The 18,078-nt window shown below is 41.7% G+C and carries 16 protein-coding genes; 8 read left to right on the top strand and 8 right to left on the bottom strand.

From position 1 onward, the window contains the following. Positions 1-306: 306 nt before the first annotated feature. The gene (locus tag H9X96_RS03925; protein WP_187665038.1) at positions 307-2,106 is read left to right on the top strand and encodes an ATP-binding protein; all 1,800 of its coding nucleotides are present in this window, start codon (positions 307-309) and stop codon (positions 2,104-2,106) included. Here the strand turns inward: H9X96_RS03925 and H9X96_RS03930 are convergent. The 3 genes from H9X96_RS03930 to H9X96_RS03935 form a co-directional block, all read right to left on the bottom strand. Beyond that, a complete protein-coding gene (locus H9X96_RS03930) occupies positions 2,103-3,344 on the bottom strand; it encodes a BamA/TamA family outer membrane protein (protein WP_187665039.1) in 1,242 nt (413 codons plus the stop codon). The two genes, H9X96_RS03925 and H9X96_RS03930, sit on opposite strands and share 4 nt — an antisense overlap. A gap of 100 nt (positions 3,345-3,444) precedes the next feature. Then, on the bottom strand, positions 3,445-3,576 hold the full coding sequence (locus H9X96_RS22820; protein ID WP_255430984.1) for a hypothetical protein: 132 nt from the start codon (positions 3,574-3,576) through the stop codon (positions 3,445-3,447). A gap of 131 nt (positions 3,577-3,707) precedes the next feature. Continuing rightward, entirely contained in the window at positions 3,708-4,169 is a 462-nt protein-coding gene (locus H9X96_RS03935) for a PA2169 family four-helix-bundle protein (RefSeq protein WP_187665040.1), read from the bottom strand. A 169-nt stretch (positions 4,170-4,338) separates the two neighbouring features. Between H9X96_RS03935 and H9X96_RS03940 the strand changes: the two genes are divergently transcribed. Then, positions 4,339-5,418 (top strand): ATP-binding protein, encoded by a 1,080-nt coding sequence (locus tag H9X96_RS03940; RefSeq protein ID WP_187665041.1) that lies wholly within the window; start codon positions 4,339-4,341, stop codon positions 5,416-5,418. Between the two features lie 20 nt (positions 5,419-5,438). Here H9X96_RS03940 and H9X96_RS03945 read toward each other — a convergent pair whose 3' ends face one another. The 4 genes from H9X96_RS03945 to H9X96_RS22825 all read right to left on the bottom strand — a co-directional run bounded on the left by H9X96_RS03945 (position 5,439) and on the right by H9X96_RS22825 (position 8,430). Further along, on the bottom strand, positions 5,439-7,334 hold the full coding sequence (locus H9X96_RS03945) for a PAS domain S-box protein (RefSeq protein WP_187665042.1): 1,896 nt from the start codon (positions 7,332-7,334) through the stop codon (positions 5,439-5,441). A 127-nt stretch (positions 7,335-7,461) separates the two neighbouring features. Continuing rightward, complete coding sequence (locus H9X96_RS03950) at positions 7,462-7,692, bottom strand: hypothetical protein (RefSeq protein ID WP_187665043.1); 231 nt, start codon at positions 7,690-7,692, stop codon at positions 7,462-7,464. Between the two features lie 62 nt (positions 7,693-7,754). Beyond that, entirely contained in the window at positions 7,755-8,279 is a 525-nt protein-coding gene (locus tag H9X96_RS03955) for a PRC-barrel domain-containing protein (RefSeq protein WP_187665044.1), read from the bottom strand. 22 nt (positions 8,280-8,301) lie between these two features. Further along, positions 8,302-8,430, bottom strand: a complete 129-nt coding sequence (locus H9X96_RS22825; RefSeq protein WP_255430985.1) for a hypothetical protein — start codon at positions 8,428-8,430, stop codon at positions 8,302-8,304. 721 nt (positions 8,431-9,151) lie between these two features. Here H9X96_RS22825 and H9X96_RS03960 point away from each other — a divergent pair. From H9X96_RS03960 to H9X96_RS03985, 6 genes are all read left to right on the top strand, one after another. Next, entirely contained in the window at positions 9,152-9,400 is a 249-nt protein-coding gene (locus H9X96_RS03960) for a hypothetical protein (RefSeq protein ID WP_187665045.1), read from the top strand. Further along, complete coding sequence (locus tag H9X96_RS03965; RefSeq protein ID WP_187665046.1) at positions 9,400-10,224, top strand: SOS response-associated peptidase; 825 nt, start codon at positions 9,400-9,402, stop codon at positions 10,222-10,224. The genes H9X96_RS03960 and H9X96_RS03965 overlap by 1 nt, the downstream gene beginning before the upstream one ends. A 757-nt stretch (positions 10,225-10,981) precedes the next feature. Further along, on the top strand, positions 10,982-11,719 hold the full coding sequence (locus H9X96_RS03970) for an ImuA family protein (protein WP_187665047.1): 738 nt from the start codon (positions 10,982-10,984) through the stop codon (positions 11,717-11,719). Between the two features lie 4 nt (positions 11,720-11,723). After that, complete coding sequence (locus tag H9X96_RS03975) at positions 11,724-13,232, top strand: DNA polymerase Y family protein (RefSeq protein ID WP_187665048.1); 1,509 nt, start codon at positions 11,724-11,726, stop codon at positions 13,230-13,232. Between the two features lie 11 nt (positions 13,233-13,243). Further along, a complete protein-coding gene (locus tag H9X96_RS03980) occupies positions 13,244-16,474 on the top strand; it encodes an error-prone DNA polymerase (RefSeq protein ID WP_187665049.1) in 3,231 nt (1,076 codons plus the stop codon). Positions 16,475-17,057: 583 nt separating this feature from the next. Continuing rightward, positions 17,058-17,672, top strand: coding sequence for a hypothetical protein (locus tag H9X96_RS03985; protein ID WP_187665050.1), 615 nt, complete (start codon positions 17,058-17,060; stop codon positions 17,670-17,672). Positions 17,673-17,750: 78 nt separating this feature from the next. Here H9X96_RS03985 and H9X96_RS03990 read toward each other — a convergent pair whose 3' ends face one another. Beyond that, complete coding sequence (locus H9X96_RS03990) at positions 17,751-18,062, bottom strand: hypothetical protein (RefSeq protein WP_187665051.1); 312 nt, start codon at positions 18,060-18,062, stop codon at positions 17,751-17,753. Positions 18,063-18,078: the final 16 nt, after the last annotated feature.

Raw genomic sequence — 18,078 nt, forward strand, 5'->3', positions numbered from 1 at the left:
TTTTCTACAAGTTTAAAATAAGTTCCTTTTTCTCTTTATTTTTTTACTCTTGTTTGCATCAATTGTGCCACTTTTTAATGTTTGAGAAAAAAAGCTGGTATTGGAAGTTATATTTTCATAATTGATACCCTGTGGTTCCTGAAGCGCATAAATATATTTTCGATAAATTTTAATAGAATTAATGCTTTTGAGCTGGTATGTGGTTTGTATAGTACGATGTCGTGATGGTAGATGATGAAATAGAGATCTTGAGCTATTCCTTACCCGAATATTTGAAAATATCAATGATTTACCAGTTAAAATAAGATGGAATTTTTGGGAACCAATATGACAAGATTTTTAGAGAAATTTAAAGCAATCCGCAACAATGAAGTGGGGCTGCTCAACCGAGGAAGAATCGCCATTCTTGTCCAATTGCTGATTGCTTTTTCTGTACAGAGCATTGTATTGTTGATCATTTATTCCTTTCAGGAACCTAATATCTTAGTGTATAGAAACAGTTTATTATTGCTGCTGTTGATCCTGGGTCTGATCCTGCTATATAAGCAGGTTTCCTGGAAAAAGGTAGGGCATTATTTTATCTTTTGCCTGACTTGCTTTATTTGGTCGAACCTGTTCTTACTGCAGGAAGGAATAAATATAGTGACCCTGCAGTATGTGCTGATTATTATATCAGGTGGTTATTATATCCTTGGATTTCGATGGGGATTGGTCTACTCCCTAGTCAACGCCCTTTCTGTTGTGGCCTTGTTTTTCATCAAAGAATTTACTCAAATTGACCTCTGGGTTGGCAACCAGTCCATCAGTTTTTATGAGTATAGTTTCGCCTTAGTGTTTAACTTTTTACTGCTGATTTTTATCCACCATTACTTTTTTCGGGCATTTAAGAAAACCAGTCGTAAGGAACGGTTGCTGAATGCTGACCTGAAAAATTCGCTGCTTTCGGCAGAAAAAATGGCTGCAGCGAAAACTAATTTCCTGGCAACCATGTCTCATGAACTTCGTACTCCTTTAAATGCAGTGATCGGGATGACCAACATTTTATTAGAAGATCATCCCAGTGCTCGTCAAAAGGAAAATCTGGAGATCTTAAGTTTCTCAGCAGAAAACCTGATGTCGACCATTAATGACATCCTGAGTTTTAATCGGCTGGATGCTGGAATGGAACAGCTGGAAAATGCAAGTTTTAGTCTGGAACGTTTGCTGAGCAATGTGCATGGGGCGCTAAAACTGCGAGTTTTAAATAGTGATTTGGCCTTTGAACTGGAGATGGATGAACAGATTAAGGGCATGCTGGTGATTGGAGACCAGATCAGGCTGGCCCAGATATTTTTTAACCTGGTCGGAAATGCCATCAAATTTACACCCAGGGGATTTGTTAAAATCAGGGCGATGGTCCTGAATACTGATTCAGCTGGGCTAAGGATTCGCTTTGAAATTGAAGATTCCGGAATCGGAATTCCTGAACTGCAGCAAGATCGTGTTTTTGAGCCTTATTTTCGCGCCGAACACCATACTTCCGATCAATTTCAGGGAACTGGTCTTGGTTTAAGTATTGCCCGCAGGCTGGTGGATCTCCATGGAGGTGTTTTGAACTTTAAATCCGAACATGGGCAAGGGACCTTATTTAGTTTTGAATTGACCTTTCCTGAGCTCATGAACGAGGGGTTGAAAGACGATAGCATGTCCGAGGAGTTGAGTACTAAAATTGAGCACTTGAGGATTTTGATCGCCGAGGATAATCCTGTAAATGTAATGGTGCTCCAGAAAACTTTGACCAGATGGGGACTACTTGCTGATGTGGCGGAAAATGGACAGCTCGCACTGAATGCAGTGTTAGCAAAAACCTATGATCTAATATTTATGGACATTAATATGCCTGTGATGAGTGGTTTTGAAGCTAGTAAACAGATTCGAGAGCTGAGCGATCCACAAAAAAACAAGGTCTGTATCATTGCATTGACCGCTTCTATAGGGATGTCCTTAGAGGAGCATCCCGAGCTTCGGTATCTGGATGATTTTTTACTGAAACCATTTTCTGTCGAACAGCTCAAATCAAAGCTGGAGCAGAGCGCCAGGATGGGACATAGTAATTATCAGGTTTAAAATGCCTCTCCAAGGTTAAAGGAGATATTTTTGTAACCTTTACTCATCCCATAGTCAACGCCAATATTGGTATTCGATCCTTTATTAAATTTCAGGCGGAGTCCCGTTCCTGCCGCTGGTTTCCAGGAAGAAAATAAGTGCTGTCCTCCGCTAACGCCAACACTATTGACATTGGCAAATACCACAAATCCAACCAGGCCATTGCTGGTGATGTCACGTCTGTATTCGCTTTCCAGGTATAAAAGGCTTCTTCCTCTATAACGGTTCTGATCTATCCCTCTTGCCGAACGGTTATAGGGATCCCAGCCTGTACTTGGTAAATCAAGGTATGGAGTTTTAGCATCCAATGCAGTCCAGAAATAAGACCAGAAGGCAAGGGTATTTTGCTGATTTTGGTTTTCCTTGTTCATGGAAATGTATTTCCTCACATCCAGGTATAAGGACCTCCAGGTGTTGTTACTGCCCAAATAAGTAGGATTGATGCGGTATACCAGGTTTGCGTATATTCCAGGCATCGGATTTATCGCATTACTGCGCGTATCATAAACCAGGTTTAAACTCAGACCCGAGGAAACCGAATTACTGCCTGTTCCATATTTATAACCGGTATAATTGGCAAGATCTATATCTGCATTTTCAGGTTTAATGTTAAATCGATAATCCAGATTATAACCCAGTCCGGCGTAAAAGTAGGGGCGGATCCGCTTCAATGCATTCTGATAAAAACGGATGTACTTATAATCTAGCAGGACTTTTTCCTCTTCAGCGCGTTTAGTACCTAAGCCCCAGGTATATTGAGGATATACTAAGAAACGAGTATCTCCCTGTATCAGCCAGGTATTATCCGGAAGCCAGATGTTATTGCGTATAGGCAGGCCAAAGCGGCTGCCAAAGTTCCAGTAAGGCGTAAAAGTTGCGGTGGATAGGTTGGTAGTCGCCTTTGGGCCAAGATACACTGCAGCCGTCGTACTGGTGATCAAAGCTCTGCCGGATCCCCCTGGCACGGTTGCACCAACAGGCAATATGGAGAAGTAAACGTGTTTTCCCTTTTCCTCCTTTATTTTTCCGGGCTTAATGTTAAAAATAGATTTGGCCACATCAATCAAGTCTCTTTGTTTGGCGGTATCGAGAACCTGGTTGTTTTCCGGAAGTACATTTCCGGCATTTTGCGCATGAACACAAAAGGGGAACAGCAGCAGCATTAAGAAAATATTAAAGTAAGGTTTTAAATGTATCATAAGCAGTAAATGTGATTAAGGAATTTTGGAGAATAGCGCTTCAGCATCTTAATCAAAATCAGCAGGCAAAGATCGCTCTATTTATGGCTCAAATTCTTTTTTAAGAAAAACTTATAATTTCTGGTATGGTAGCAAGCGTCTCATTCATTTTTACCAGGTACTTTTTCTTACCCGAAACTTTGAATACGGCCATGAGCTTGTCGTTTTCTTTGGATACTTCTACACGTTCCATAAATTTTGATGATTTGCTCTTCTCTAACTGTTATTGGGATGATTTGTTTTAAAATAGTAGATTTTAAATCATACAAGAAAGATCGTTATGATAAATAACGATCTTTCTTTATAGGTTCAGTTCTAAATAGACTAGGAGGATACGCGATCTCTAAGTGCTTTTATTTCATTGTGAGAATCGTATAAATCTGCTTTTTGTTCAGAGATAATATTTTTTAGGTGTACAGAAAGTCCTTCTGCTTCTAGAGCTGCTTGGTATGCTTTCTGAGCAGCATCTTCACCAGCTTCGCAGTTATTTAAAACCGTTTCACGATCGTTGCCTGTAAAAACTGCTTTTAGATCCATCCATGCTCTATATATTTTTCCTGATGTGGTCGTACTGGAAGTTTCTGCGTTACTGCCCAATACCTGCACTTCTTGTGTAAGTGTGGCTTTATGCTGTTTACTCTGTCTGATCATTTCTGAAAATAGAGATCTTAAGTCACTGTCTTGATCTGATAATTCAGAAAGCGCCTTTTCATAGCCAGCTACTCGATCGTTATTAATTTGAATGAGGTCGTTAAGGATTTCTGAGTTAATTGCTGTGTTTTCCATTTTTATAGATTTTGTTTACTAGGAATAACAGCCCTATCATTAGAAAGGTTTCATTTTAGCGTAATCCTCGAAGGGAATGGAAAGGGGGTACTTTATAAATGAAAAACTATTTTTCTGAATACTTGTTTAAGCATTAGTAATTTATAAAACGCGAATTTCCTGTACAGACATGACCACCAAAAATGAACAAACCAGCGCATTAATCGATCTTAATGAAGATTTGGAGAATTATTTCAGTAATACCATAATCCCTCAGCTTTTCGTAGATGCGCAGCTTATACTTAGAAAGTTTACTCCGCCTGCGATGAAGCATTTTAAGCTTAAAGCGGAGTTCATCGGAATGCCCTTTGAAGAAATCAGGGATAATTTTAGGTTTCCTACAATTATGGAAAACATAAAGACGGTGATTGACACCGGTGAAATTCTGGAGAAAGAAATTCAAACCACGGATATGCGCTGGTATCAGATGAATATCTTGCCCTATCTTGTAAGAAAAGAAAAAAAAACCAATGGAGTGATCATCACTTTCGTGGACATTACTCCAAGGATCAACGAACTCAAAGAGCAGGAAAAACTGATCACAGAACACGAACTTCTATTAGATACCATTGCCCACGACATTAAAAACCCGATTTTCGCATTGGGATTAACGGTTCAGGTGCTTAAAAAATTGCCAGAAAAGGGTATGGACGACTTTCCTGTACTGCTGCAGAACATTGAAAACAGCTTACTGGAAATGAAAAAGGTAGTTGGAGATCTTATAGATACCCGCTGGCAAAAACACAAATATCAGGCAAAGCCTGAGCTATTGGATCTTCATCATATCATTGAAGATGTAAAACTGGCGCTTGCTCCACAGATTATCGAAAGGAATGTATTCATCAAACAAGAAATTGATAGCGCTGAAATCACATTTATCAGACGTAAACTTCGTTGTATTATTAACAACCTCATCAATAATGCGATTAAGTATACACCATCAGACCGAAGACCTGAAATCTTTCTGAGATCTTTCAGCGAAAACGGATACCTGGTCATCAGTGTAGCTGATAATGGTATAGGGGTCCCGAAAGCTGAGCAGCAATCCGTATTTGAAAAATTTAATCGCGTAGATCTAACCGCTGAAGGATCAGGGGTAGGACTTTATCTGGTGAATACTATCGTAGCACTTGCCGGGGGCAAAGTTACGGTAGATAGTGAGCCTGGGAAAGGATCTGTTTTCACTGTATATTTGAAATTGCATGATTGATCGTTTGAAACTGCAGACTCTTAACCCTGCTGCGATAAGGTTTTGCCTGAGATTTCGATGTCAAAGAAAAAGGTAGAGCCAACACCTTCTTTGCTATGGATATGAATTTCACTGTTATGGTAAGTAAGGATTTCTGAAGCCAGGTATAGGCCTATGCCGAAACCAGATGCGGTATATTCATTTTCATCATCCACTCTGTAGAACCTTTCGAAGATTCTTTTCTGGTCTGATTTTTTAATGCCAATACCCTGGTCAGTAATAGAAATCCTTACTTTTTCATCCAGTCTTTCGCATTTGATGAATACGTAACCACCTTGGGGTGAATATTTAATCGCATTGCTCAATAGGTTACTCAGTACATATCCTAGTTTTTCTTTATCTGCGTAGACTTTTAAATCCTCGCAATTCACGATATTGATGATGTGCAGGGTGCTCAGGAACTGCCCATCTTCAGCGATTTCTTTTACCAAAGGGGCCAGTTCGAATTCCTGTTTCATAATCTGGAGTTTACCTTCTTCCAACCTGGTGACATTTAGGAAATCCTGCACCATTGCGGTCATCTTTTTGACCTTTACATCCGCTCTGGAGAGCATGTTGAGGTAAAAAGTGTCTTGTTCTTTTTGGGCTTTTTGCAACAGCATTTGCAGGTAAGCAGCTACTGCGGTGATTGGAGTTTTGATTTCGTGACTGACCATCGCTATGAACGAGTTTTTCCGCTGTTCTTCGTGATTCTTTTCAGTAATATCGCGTATGATCTCTGAAAAGCCAATGAGATTACCAGTGGCATCTTTAATTGGACTTAGGGTAATGGCCACTTCTATTTCAGCTAGATCTTTACTGAGCATCCTGGTTTCCAATTGATGGACACGTTCTGCACGGGCAACCTTTGTTAACAGGTTGCTGAGTTCCTGATGTTTTTTTTCAGGAATAAGGGCATGTGCCGTTGATCCGATGACCTCATGCTGCTGGAAACCGAAAATATCTTCCGCAGCATTGTTCCAGCTCGTGATTTTTCCTTCCAGATTGAAACTGATAATCGCATCGTTGCTGGAATCAATAATGGCCAGCAGACGCGAATTTTTCTCTTCTGCAAGGACTGCTGCTGTGATGTCCAGCACGGTGCCAATAAATCGGATCGTTTTCTTGTTGGATGTTAATATGATCTTTCCTTGTAAGTGTAACCAGCGTTCCGCATGGTCGCTAGGTCTGATGATTTTAAATTTAGTACTGTAAATTTCATTTCCTGTAGCTTTGACAGAAGCGTTTAATCCTCGATGAACCCGGGTTCTTTCCTTCGAGTCGACAATTCTTAAAAAACGGGCATAATCTACAGTCTGGTCTTCTCGAAATCCCAGAATACAGCTCGCTTCTGCTGAAAGATACAAGTAAGATGGTGAGGGGCTATATTCCCAGGTTCCCATATTTGTGGAACTGATCGCCATTTTCATCCGGGTTTCACTTTCTTTTAATTCCAGCAGCAGGCTTTCCTTGCGTTCCATTTCCGTAACCAGTTCGGTTACATCTCTGGTAAAACAGCGGGTGTGAATAAATTCGCCATCTTTTCGGGCTACGTTGGAACTGATCAGCACATGTTTAATGGAGCCGTCCTTACATTTTAGCCGAGCAGGATAATTGTGCAGGGTCTCATTGTTGGAGAGTCTGGTCAGTATGTCGCTGATCACCTCCTGATCTACATGGAAATTGGTAATAGAGGCGCCGATGTATTCCTCTCTTGTAAAACCTAAGGCATCTAGTTCGGCTTGATTGGCCCAGGTAATATATCCGTTTTTATCCACCCAATGCAGGGGGAGAGAAGCGTTTTCAATGAAGTCTGACAATTCATCAACACGTGCCTGCAGTGCCTGTATTTTTTCGTCATGTGCAAATTCGCGGGGAATATTTGTTAATTTTTTCATGAGTTAATGCTAGGCAGACTGAACTGAATGGCAGGTGTAATTTATTTGTTTTGATTGAATCCCATTATGGGCTGGCCATATGGTGTAAAAAAGCCTAGATAGATTCAGAAAAACGTGTGTTTTTTATTCAGGAGTTGATGACTTCGAAGCCCCCGTAGCTGAGCATTTCTGCATCATGTTGAATGGTCAATTTAAGGCCTAATCTTTCAATCAGGTGCTGGGCTTGAGTGATGGTAGTATGCATGTTGCTGATCCCTCTTACTTCAATGCCGCGAGTTAAGTGTTTAAATTTGTTGGGCTGAAAGATGTTAATGAATTGCTGCAAATCTGGGCTAATATTTGTTTCTTGATTTTTCATAGTGATATTTTACTGCTTAATGGCGTTGTTCTGTTTTAAATGAAATGTATATATGCTAACTTTTATAAGTTGTTTTGATTTCCAGTGCGGTTATTGCGCTTCCTAAATCGAGCATCATCAAAGTGTTTGTGGGTATAAAAGTCATCCGGGTGAGTCTCATATACCACCGTTTCTGCATCAGGCAAAGCATCCTGTCCAAGAAAGGCATAACGTAAGGCCAGCTCTTCTGCTGGAGAAATGGTTTTACCTGGGGTGTACCTGGGAAGTGTAGCCAGAAAACCGATAGAAACTTCTGGTAAAACAACTTCCTCCTCATCCTCGTCCAAATCAATAATCCCGATTGGAATCAATACCAGGTAGTCATCATTTCCTTCGCTTTCTAGTTCCTCAAGATCCAGGTTTGCGACTAGATAGCGCACTTTCCTCGCATTGCTGTCGAAGATCAAATCTTCTACTTCGCCTAGTTCATTGCCCAGGGGATCTACAATTTCCCAGCCGTTGATATCCGGCTGCTTGTCGGCAACTTCAAAATCACTGGCACTTAATTCTTCCAGGTAGGTAGTTTTGTGATGTTCGTTGGTTTCCATGTTCTCTGTGATAGGTAAATAATTAACCGAATGTAGTGGCAGTTTCATTGCCTCCTCTTAATACAAAATACAATATGATCAGCACTATGATGATGCCGATGATCCATGGGATCGGACTTTTCTTTTTAGGTTGTACGTCTATTTCAGCCATAATATTTTTTGTAGGTCTACCCAAGATAACCTTCAAAACGGCATTTTGTTTTCATGGCTATTTTGTGTTAATCTTGCGAAGAGCTAATGATAGCCTATGCTATCCTTTCTGATCAGGAAATCAGCACCTTACTGAAGGAGGTTCCGCTTGTTTTTTGATCAGGTTTGCAACCGTGTATTTGCAATAAATAGACCAAATTTTGTGGAGTTTTGATGGGAGGGAAGTAGAGTTTTAGATGTGGTCGGGAAGAGATTTGAAGTTTTATAGGGGCTGGAAGGGGTTCGGATAGGGTCTGGATAGCAGAGACTATGGTAACCCTATGGCAACCCCAGGGGAACCCCTTCCGCTACCTATTATAAGGCCGACCAGTGTCCGACCACTACCCGACCACAAACAGGCAAATAACATCCATTTTTCTAATTTTTTTCCGGAGAAAACTTTATAGTGTGTAATCCAATTTTAGTGTTCTATCCAAGTCGTTTTCCTCGTTTTGAGTTAGGTAAGTCAATTCAGGAGCTTTAGGATTAACTATATGACCATTTCTATCCATTTTACCATGATTGCATTTGCCATTTTTTATGCGACTATTCTGCTCATATGCAGATATGATCCATAGAAGCTATGGCTTGTGTTGTAGTCTGGAATTGAGGCATCATTGATAGGAAGAATTATTGAACCAGATAAGAATTGATTTTAAATTCAATTTTCCGTAAATTTAGGAATGAGGAAAGTTGAACCACCGTTTGACCTGGAATTAGAAGGGGCTGCTATTCGCATTGCCGAACATGAGCTACAGGGTAAAAGGGTGTTTCATATTGATTTCAAGGGTTCCAGAAAACCTTTGGTAATTGTTGTGGGTATAGGTCTTAGGGATCAGAAATTCTGGACTTCCATTCCCCAGGGGAGGCAAGAAGAGGCGGAAAAGATAGGGAAGTTAATTGCGGAGTACTTCCGCGGTAAAAGCAAGTAATGATGTGTTATTACAACGGACAGAGGGTAACCAGGGCAGAATTTATTCAGTTGAAGCAATTGGAAAAAGCTGTAAAAGATTATGATTTTTTAGATACCGGGATTCACAATGGTTTTAACTATGGCCCTTGTGCAATCATTGTGGCCACTGACGATCGCCGGGATTTTGAGATCCAGCAGGCAGAGTGGGGATATATTCCTGGCTACGCCAAAGATCGTGCAGACGCGAAACTGTTCCGTTTAAAGTATACTACGCTAAATTTCAAAGGCGAAAACCTGTTTAAAAAGGAAGACGGAAAGCCCTCGATGTGGGCAGAGGCTGGTCGCAAGCGCCGCTGCCTTGTTTTGTCTACCGGATTGGTGGAATCGATGCATATGCCCACTTATGGCATAAAAGGTCAACTGTTAAAAGCGATTGAAAAAATTCCATATCAGGTGGGCGTAATTGGCAAAGAGTATTTCTGGTTTGCTGGTGTGTATAATGATTGGTTTGACAAAGAAGCACAGCGGTGGGTAAGAACTGTAGCTTTTGCAACTACTTCGGCAAATCTGGTGATGCAACAAATCCACAATTCTAAAAAACGGATGCCCACCATATTGACGGATGATCTGGCTTGGGAGTGGTTAATGGAAGAACCTAGTGAGGAGCGTCTAACTGAGATTGCCTTGACGCAAATCCCCTCCAAATTAATGGAAGCCTGCACAATTGATAAAAACTACCGTTTTGCAGGAGAAGCAACACCAGTAGACTACCCTGATCATCCTGCTCTCGACTTGACTTTTGTAGATCAGGAAAAACTGGACTTTGATTACTGGAGCCTATAGCTTCTATTTATTCCTGATCCAGATTGCTTTAAAGCAGTTCCCAGCAATGTGCGCCATTTCATTTTCTTCCTGCCTGGGTGTGTAAAGTGGAAGTTTTGTTTTCATGTAGTAGTTTAGTAGAACAAATCCTATATATGGAAAAGCTTCAGAAACTAAATGTTGTCTGCTATGTCTTTTGATTGATCCTGGAAAGCAAAATGGTTGCAACTACTTTATTAAGTTCTCAGCTATACTATTGTCTGATTGAAAAGTCTACTACCAATTCTCCTTTGACTTCATTTGGATCAATTAGCTTCCGTCTTTCTCTTTTATTCTTCACGATTTTATATATGGATGGCAAATATAATTAAGACATATTTAAAAATGACAATAATAGTTAATTAAATTTCTTTAGTAGTAATAAGGTTAAGTCAGCTCCACAGTTATGTATTAGTAGATCGATACTGGTTCTTATTTCTATGAATTTAGATTACAAGTTCAGGTCATGATTATCTATTTTCTGATGCCATAAAGGGGCAATTTGAAATTTAAACCACTTAAAATCAGATGTAAAATTAATGATTTGGTGATCCAGTGGGGCTGAAGTTGGGATTGGAATAACCATTCCTAAACTCCTTCTGTTCTGTGTTAAGTTTGTCCAAAATTATTTACAGATTTAAAATCTTTTTCAATAATCCTTAAGATACTAACAATTTTAGCTTTACATTTGTAATGTAATTATTGTGCTAATATTTTTAGTTATTTGGTTCGACAGATTATGGAAGGGAAAAAGGAAATAGTGATCAAACTGCAGCAGGATATCCTGCTCTGGCAGGGCTTAAAGCCTCAAGCTGCGGCAAAAGAAGCGCGTGTTGGTCTTGGGGAGATTGAACAGGCATTTCCAGCTGGGGTGTTTCCCAAACGTGCGATTCATGAATTTATAACGGTGCTCCCAGAGGATTCGGCGGCTAGTGATGGCTTCATTGCGGGGCTACTGGCTGTTTTGATGCAAAATGGGGCAGCTTGTGTTTGGGTGAGTACTGCAAGGAGGTTGTTTCCTGCCGCTTTGAGTTTGTTTAATGTGGAACCTGAGCGCATCATTTTTATGGACGTAAAAACCGAAAAAGATGTGCTATGGGTTACTGAAGAAGCATTGAAATGCGAGGGATTGGCTGCGGTGGTAGCGGAACTAGGAAGTTTAAGTTTGATTGAATCAAGGAGGCTACAGCTGGCAGTAGAGGAAAGCGGGGTAACTGGCTTTATTCTGCGAAAGGATGCAAGTAAAGCGCCTAGTACTGTGGCTACGGCAAGGTGGAGGATTAGTCCTTTGCCATCGGATACGCTGGATGGCCTTCCGGGACTAGGCTTTCCCAGGTGGCAGGTTGAACTGTTGAAAGTCCGTAACGGCAATCCGGGTAGCTGGGTGCTGGAATGGGCTGGTGATGGTTTTGAAGAAGTGAAAAAGGTAAGGGGCAGGTCGGTTTGGTCTGAAAAGCTGGACAGGCAAATTGGATAAGTTTATGCAGAGGCGTTTTGTTTCGATATGGTTTCGCCAGTTGCTGGCAGACTGGCAGCTGATCCGCCGTCCGGAACTTGCTGAGGTGCCTTTTGTTTTTTCTGCGCCTGATCATGGGCGCATGCTGATCACAGCGGTTAGTCCGATTGCCGCTCATTCAGGTGTTAAACCAGGGATGCGGGCAGCGGATGCGAAAGCGATTTGTCCCGGACTGGAAGTTTTGGATGATAAGCCTACTCGTCCGCGAAATCTGCTTCGAGGTCTTGGAGAATGGTGCGTTCGTTATGCTCCCATTGTTGCTATTGATGAATTTGGAATGGATGGCTTGCTCCTGGACATCAGTGGTTGCGCACATCTTTGGGGCGGGGAGCGAGAATATTTAAAAGAGATTGTTTCCCGGTTAAAAAGTAAGGGTTATACCGTCCGACTGGCGATTGCTGATACGCCCGGTGCTGCCTGGGCGGTTTCCCGTTTTGGTAAAGTGACACCGCTCATCCCAGAAGGCGGGCATACTGAGGCATTGCTTAGTTTGGTTCCTGAAGCCTTGAGGTTAGATGATGTGGTGCTCGCCAAACTGCGCAAACTAGGGTTTTACCACATTAAAAGTTTTATCGGGATGCCCCGATCCGTATTGCGCAGGCGCTTTGGCGAAGAATTCTTGTTACGCCTGGCACAAGCGCTTGGAACCGAAGATGAAGTACTGGTTCCTTTGCAAATCCCTGTGCCATTTCAAGAGCGCTTACCCTGCTTAGAGCCAATCAGAACTCGTACGGCTATAGAAATTGTCATTACTAAAATGCTGGAAAGTTTATGCAAGCGCATGCAAAATGAAGGAAAAGGCTTGCGTACTGGAGTGTTGAAGGGGTACCGCCTTGATGGCAAGGAAGTTCAGATTTCCATTGGCACTAGTGGCGCTACACATAGCGTCATTCATCTGTTTAAACTTTTCCAATTAAAGATTGATCAAATTCGCCCGGGTTTGGGGATTGAGCTGTTTGTACTGGAGGCACCGAAAGTGGATGATGTAGCAATTCCTCAGGAGCACATGTGGAGCATCAAGCCTGGACTGGATGATCAGAGTGTCATTAGGTTGCTAGACAGGGTAGCTGGAAAGGTTGGCCTGGAGGTGATCCGCCGATATTTACCGGCTTCGCGCTACTGGCCGGAGCGGGCAGTGCTGCGGACAGCTGCGGTAACTGAAAAGCCAGTGTCCAGTTGGCGACTGGATAAACCTCGCCCTACAGAACTATTGAGGCGACCTGATCCGATTGAAGTGATGGCGTTGATTCCCGATCACCCGCCGAAGTTTTTTATTTACAAAGGTGTGCAGCATCAGGTCATTAAAGCTGACGGGCCAGAACGTATTGAGCGGGAGTGGTGGCTGGATACAGGTGAGCACCGGGATTATTACCAGGTGGAAGATGATCAGGGAAAGCGTTACTGGTTATTTCGATCTGGGCATTATGGGGGTGATCAGAAATACCAGTGGTTTATTCATGGATTTTTTGCGTAGAGAGGAGTGTGATGGGATATAGTGAATTACAGGTGACTTCAAATTTTAGCTTTTTGCGTGGGGCTTCTCATGCTCATGAGCTAGTGAACCAGGCGGAGGTTTTCGGGTATAAAAAGATTGCGGTCACAGATCGGAATACTTTAGCGGGAATTGTCCGTGTGCATGCGGCTTGCCGGGAAAAGAATGTGAAGCTCATTCCCGCTTGCAGGCTGGATCTATTGGATGGACCTAGCTTGCTGGCTTACCCTACAGATAAAGAAGCTTACGGCAGACTGTCCGCATTACTGACTTTAGGCAACCTACGAACAGAAAAAGGTTCTTGTCATATTTCCAGGGCCGATGTGTATGCGCACAGTAAAGGGATGATCTTCACCTTGGTGATGCCAGGGCAGCTCAATCGCAGGTTTGAATATGAGGCTGGTTTTATCTCAGCTGTTGCGCAATACAAGGAAGCATTGGGTGCTCAGCTGTATCTTGCTGCCACCAGAACTTATCAGGGCAATGATGATAAATTGATTTTCAGGACTTCACAGCTCTCAGATTTTTACGGAATTCCAGTTGTAGCAACAAATGATGTGCATTACCATGATCCCTCACGTAGGGAATTGCAGGATGTGCTCACCTGTGTCCGTGAAAAATGTACGATCCAGGAGGCGGGTTTCCGCTTGCATCAGAATGCAGAACGATATATGAAAGAGGTGGCTGAGATGGAGCGATTATTTCGCAAATATCCTGAGGCCATCAAAAATACAATGGTGATTTCCGAAGCCTGTAGTTTCTCTTTAGATGAATTAAAATATGTTTATCCAGAGGAGATCAACCAAAGCGGGCGTTTACCTTTGGAAGAATTGGAGTACTTGACTTGGAAGGGCGCGCATGCGTTTTACGGAGAAGTGATCCCTGAAAAGGTGGTGAATATGATCCATCACGAGATGGCCTTTGTGAAGCAGATGGATTATGCCAATTACTTTCTTTTCGTAGAGGATATTGTGCGGGAAGCAAGGTTTCGGGGGATTCTTTGTCAGGGCAGGGGATCTGCGGCAAATTCTGCGATTTGCTTTGTTTTAGGGATTACCTCCGTTAATCCTATGAAGTTTGATTTGCTTTTTGAAAGGTTTATTTCCCCGGCCCGAAATGAGCCACCGGATATTGATGTGGATTTTGAGCATGAACGGCGGGAAGAAATCATCCAATACATCTATAACAAATATGGCCGTGATCGGGCAGCCATTGTCGCTACAGTGACGCAACAACATCAAAAAGGTGCCATACGGGATGTGGGTAAAGCGATGGGCTTATCTGTGGATACCATTAACAGGCTTTCCGGATCGCTCTGGGAATATACCGATGAATGGTTTGATGGAAAAAAGGTGACAGAACAGGGGCTTAACCCGGAAGATCCACATTTAAAAAAGACTTTGGAGTTGACTGCGCAAATGATGGGTTTCCCCCGTCAGCTTGGGCAACATACAGGTGGATTTGTGGTGACTCAGGGGAAGCTGACTGACCTATGTCCCATCTTAAATGCACGTATGGAAGACCGAACTAACATTGAATGGAATAAAGATGATATTGATGCACTTGGTTTTTTAAAAGTAGATGTTTTAGCATTGGGGATGCTCACCTGTATCCGTAAGGCATTTGATTTGTGCAGGGATCATTATGGAAAGCAACTCACCTTAGCTAATATTCCACAGGATGATCCGGAAGTTTATGATATGATCTGTCTTGCAGATACTTTAGGTGTGTTCCAGATTGAAAGCCGGGCACAGATGTCGATGTTGCCCAGGCTCAAGCCAAAAGAGTTTTATGACCTGGTGATTGAGGTCGCTATTGTACGTCCGGGGCCAATACAGGGAGATATGGTGCATCCTTACCTAAGGCGTCGAAATGGTGAAGAACCAATTGTCTATCCTTCAGAAGAATTGAAAGAAATTTTGGGGCGGACGCTAGGAGTGCCCTTGTTCCAGGAGCAGGCGATGAAAATAGCTATTGTGGCAGCAGGTTTTACACCTGCTGAGGCGGACGGTTTGCGGCGAAGTATGGCCACCTTTAAATTCAAAGGTTTGGTCAATCAGTATGAAAAGAAACTGATAGACGGTATGATCAAAAAAGGTTATACGGAAGAGTTTGCCAAAAGAATATTTAAACAATTAGAGGGCTTCGGGAGCTATGGATTCCCGGAAAGTCATGCCGCTAGTTTCGCATTGCTGGTGTATGTGTCCTGCTGGTTGAAACATTATTACCCGGATGTATTTGCTGCGGCACTATTGAACAGTATGCCGATGGGTTTTTACCAGCCTGCTCAAATTGTAATTGATGCACAGAAGCATTCAGTTGAGGTAAGGGAGGTAGACGTAAACTATTCGGCATGGGATAATTTGCTGGAAGAAAAGGCGGGCAAGTACTATGCGCTTCGATTGGGTTTTCGCCAAATCAAGGGGGTTAGGGAAGATGAAATGGAGATTTTGATCGCTGCCAGGAGTGGAGGCTATAAAAGTGTGACGGCCATAAGAGATGCAGGTGTTTCGCTCTCCGCTATAGAACGGCTAGCAGACGCAGATGCTTTTCGATCGATGGATTTAGACCGTCGGAAGGCATTATGGGAGGTGACAGCTTTGCAGGATATGCCGATAGAGATTTTTAAAGGCCAGCCTTCAGAAAGTGTACTGGAAACCCAAGTGGAGTTACCCCTGATGAGTAAAGGCGAGCATGTGGTGCAAGATTATGCTACAATTGGTTTGTCCTTAAAAGCCCACCCGGTCAGCTTTGTGCGGGATCAGCTGGAAATGCTTCGGGTCTTGTCTTGCAAAGGGATCAACGAGGATGCGAGTAATGGACAGTTGGTGAAAGTAGCTGGTTTGGTGTTGGTGCGACAACGCCCGGGAACTGCCGGTGGGGTTTGTTTCATTACAATTGAAGATGAAACTGGCTACAGCAATCTGGTCGTCTTTGAAAGTCTGTTTGAAAAATACCGTAAGGAGATTTTACATTCCCGCTTGCTCATGGTAGAAGGGCGCTTGCAACGGGAAGGGCAGGTAGTCCATGTGATCGTCAGTAAGTGTTTTGATTTTACGAAAATGCTGGGTAAACTAGTGCAACGTGAGGCGGAGGATTTGCCAGTGTTGACATTGGCGCGGGGAGATGAGAAATCTGCTCCTTACCCGTCTCAGGATAAGCGATCACAGGTGAGGGAACAAGCACCGAAAGATGCCTTTCACGGTGGCAGGAATTTTAAGTAGTTGTCTGTAAACTAAAGTCAGCACAATAACGGTGCGACTTTATAAATCTTGAAGGGACTTACTACCTAATTTTTTTGATGAACAAATTCTGAATTATGCGAATGAGATTCTAGAGATGGATCATTAATTTGAAATTTTGTACTCATGATAGATCAAGGTACAAATATTAGAGATTATGTTACATAATATTGGTTAAACTGACTGTATTTTAATAATTTTTAACAATATAATTTCCAATAATGCCCATTCTTCAGGGGAGTTAATCCAAGCATTCCTTAGTATAACAGAATTACCAACATTAAATGTATACTCAGATCGTCAAAATCGACCATATAAGTTGTTAGTTCCCAGGTAGTATTTTTTATCATTTGATTCCAGACAGCATTTGTAATTCTTTACAGACAGTTCTTTTTGTTAGGCAATCAGTTACAATAGGTTTAGATTTATTGAAGTTCAATTTATTTATACATTATTGTTGTAAACTCTCCTATAAAAATTTCATCCTAACCGTTAAAGCATTACTTGGAAAAATACCTCGCAGGAAATTCGCAAAATATTAAACACTTAAAAAGATTGGAAAATTATGGAAATAGCAAAAAATGAGACTTTTAATGTGAACCTCTGCATGAGAGGATTGGGAGTTCTGGTGACTACAATGCATTCGGATATTTATGAATTTATTTACCATTTGACGTTCAAGAAGTCCATGAAAATATATGCCAATGAGTTCAAAAAGCCCTTTGAAGATATCATACCGCACGACGCATTCTTTGATAAAATTGATGATCCTTACGTCCAAAATTTTATGATCCCAATGAATAAACTAATTGAGTTTAAGTTAGAAATTATGTTAAGATTTGGGATCGATGAGGCTGAAGATCTAGAAGACGATTTCATCATTTCGCAAAGCAAATTTAAACCCTACCGTTTGGTATTTAAGCGTAGCAAAAGCTATAGCAAGTTGCTTACCTACTATGATCGCAGTCTGTCGAGTACTATTAATAGTTTATCCCTATATGCTTGTGCTTTAACTGCTAAGAGTTACAAAATACCAAGCGTATTGAGAGCCCAGTTGAAGCAACCCGGTATGGATAACCTCAATCTATTGAATCGAGACGATAATAATGTAGAATTACTCCTAGACTTAATTGTTGAATTAAAGCAGAGTCTTGAGGCATTTAGAACCTTATATCGCTAAGGTGAAGGGAAAAGATTGATATTCTCCCTCTTGATGTTAGTGAATTATCATACACTGTTACAAGAGGGAGAATTGGAGCTAATCAAAAAGTTCTGTATAATGTACGGTAATGTAAGGGAGGGCTTTGGCTTCATAAACGATCGTGATGGATTCTAACACTTTTTCCAAAAACTCCGCAATCTCTAGGATCATGTGGCCATATTCTTCTTGTTGCGTGAAGGTGTTTTCCTGTTTAGAGTAGATGAATAGTTGATATAGTATTTTGTGCCATTGGTCTAATGACATAAACTCAAATAAGTCCTCAAAGAAGACTTTAACATCGTTGATTTCATCACCTGTTAAACTTCTGAAGTATAAATCTGGGCAGGTCAAGGTTTGTTTATTCTCCATGTGCCATGCAAAGCAG

It is taken from the genome of Pedobacter sp. N36a (genome assembly GCF_014472395.1).
Lineage (GTDB): Bacteria > Bacteroidota > Bacteroidia > Sphingobacteriales > Sphingobacteriaceae > Pedobacter.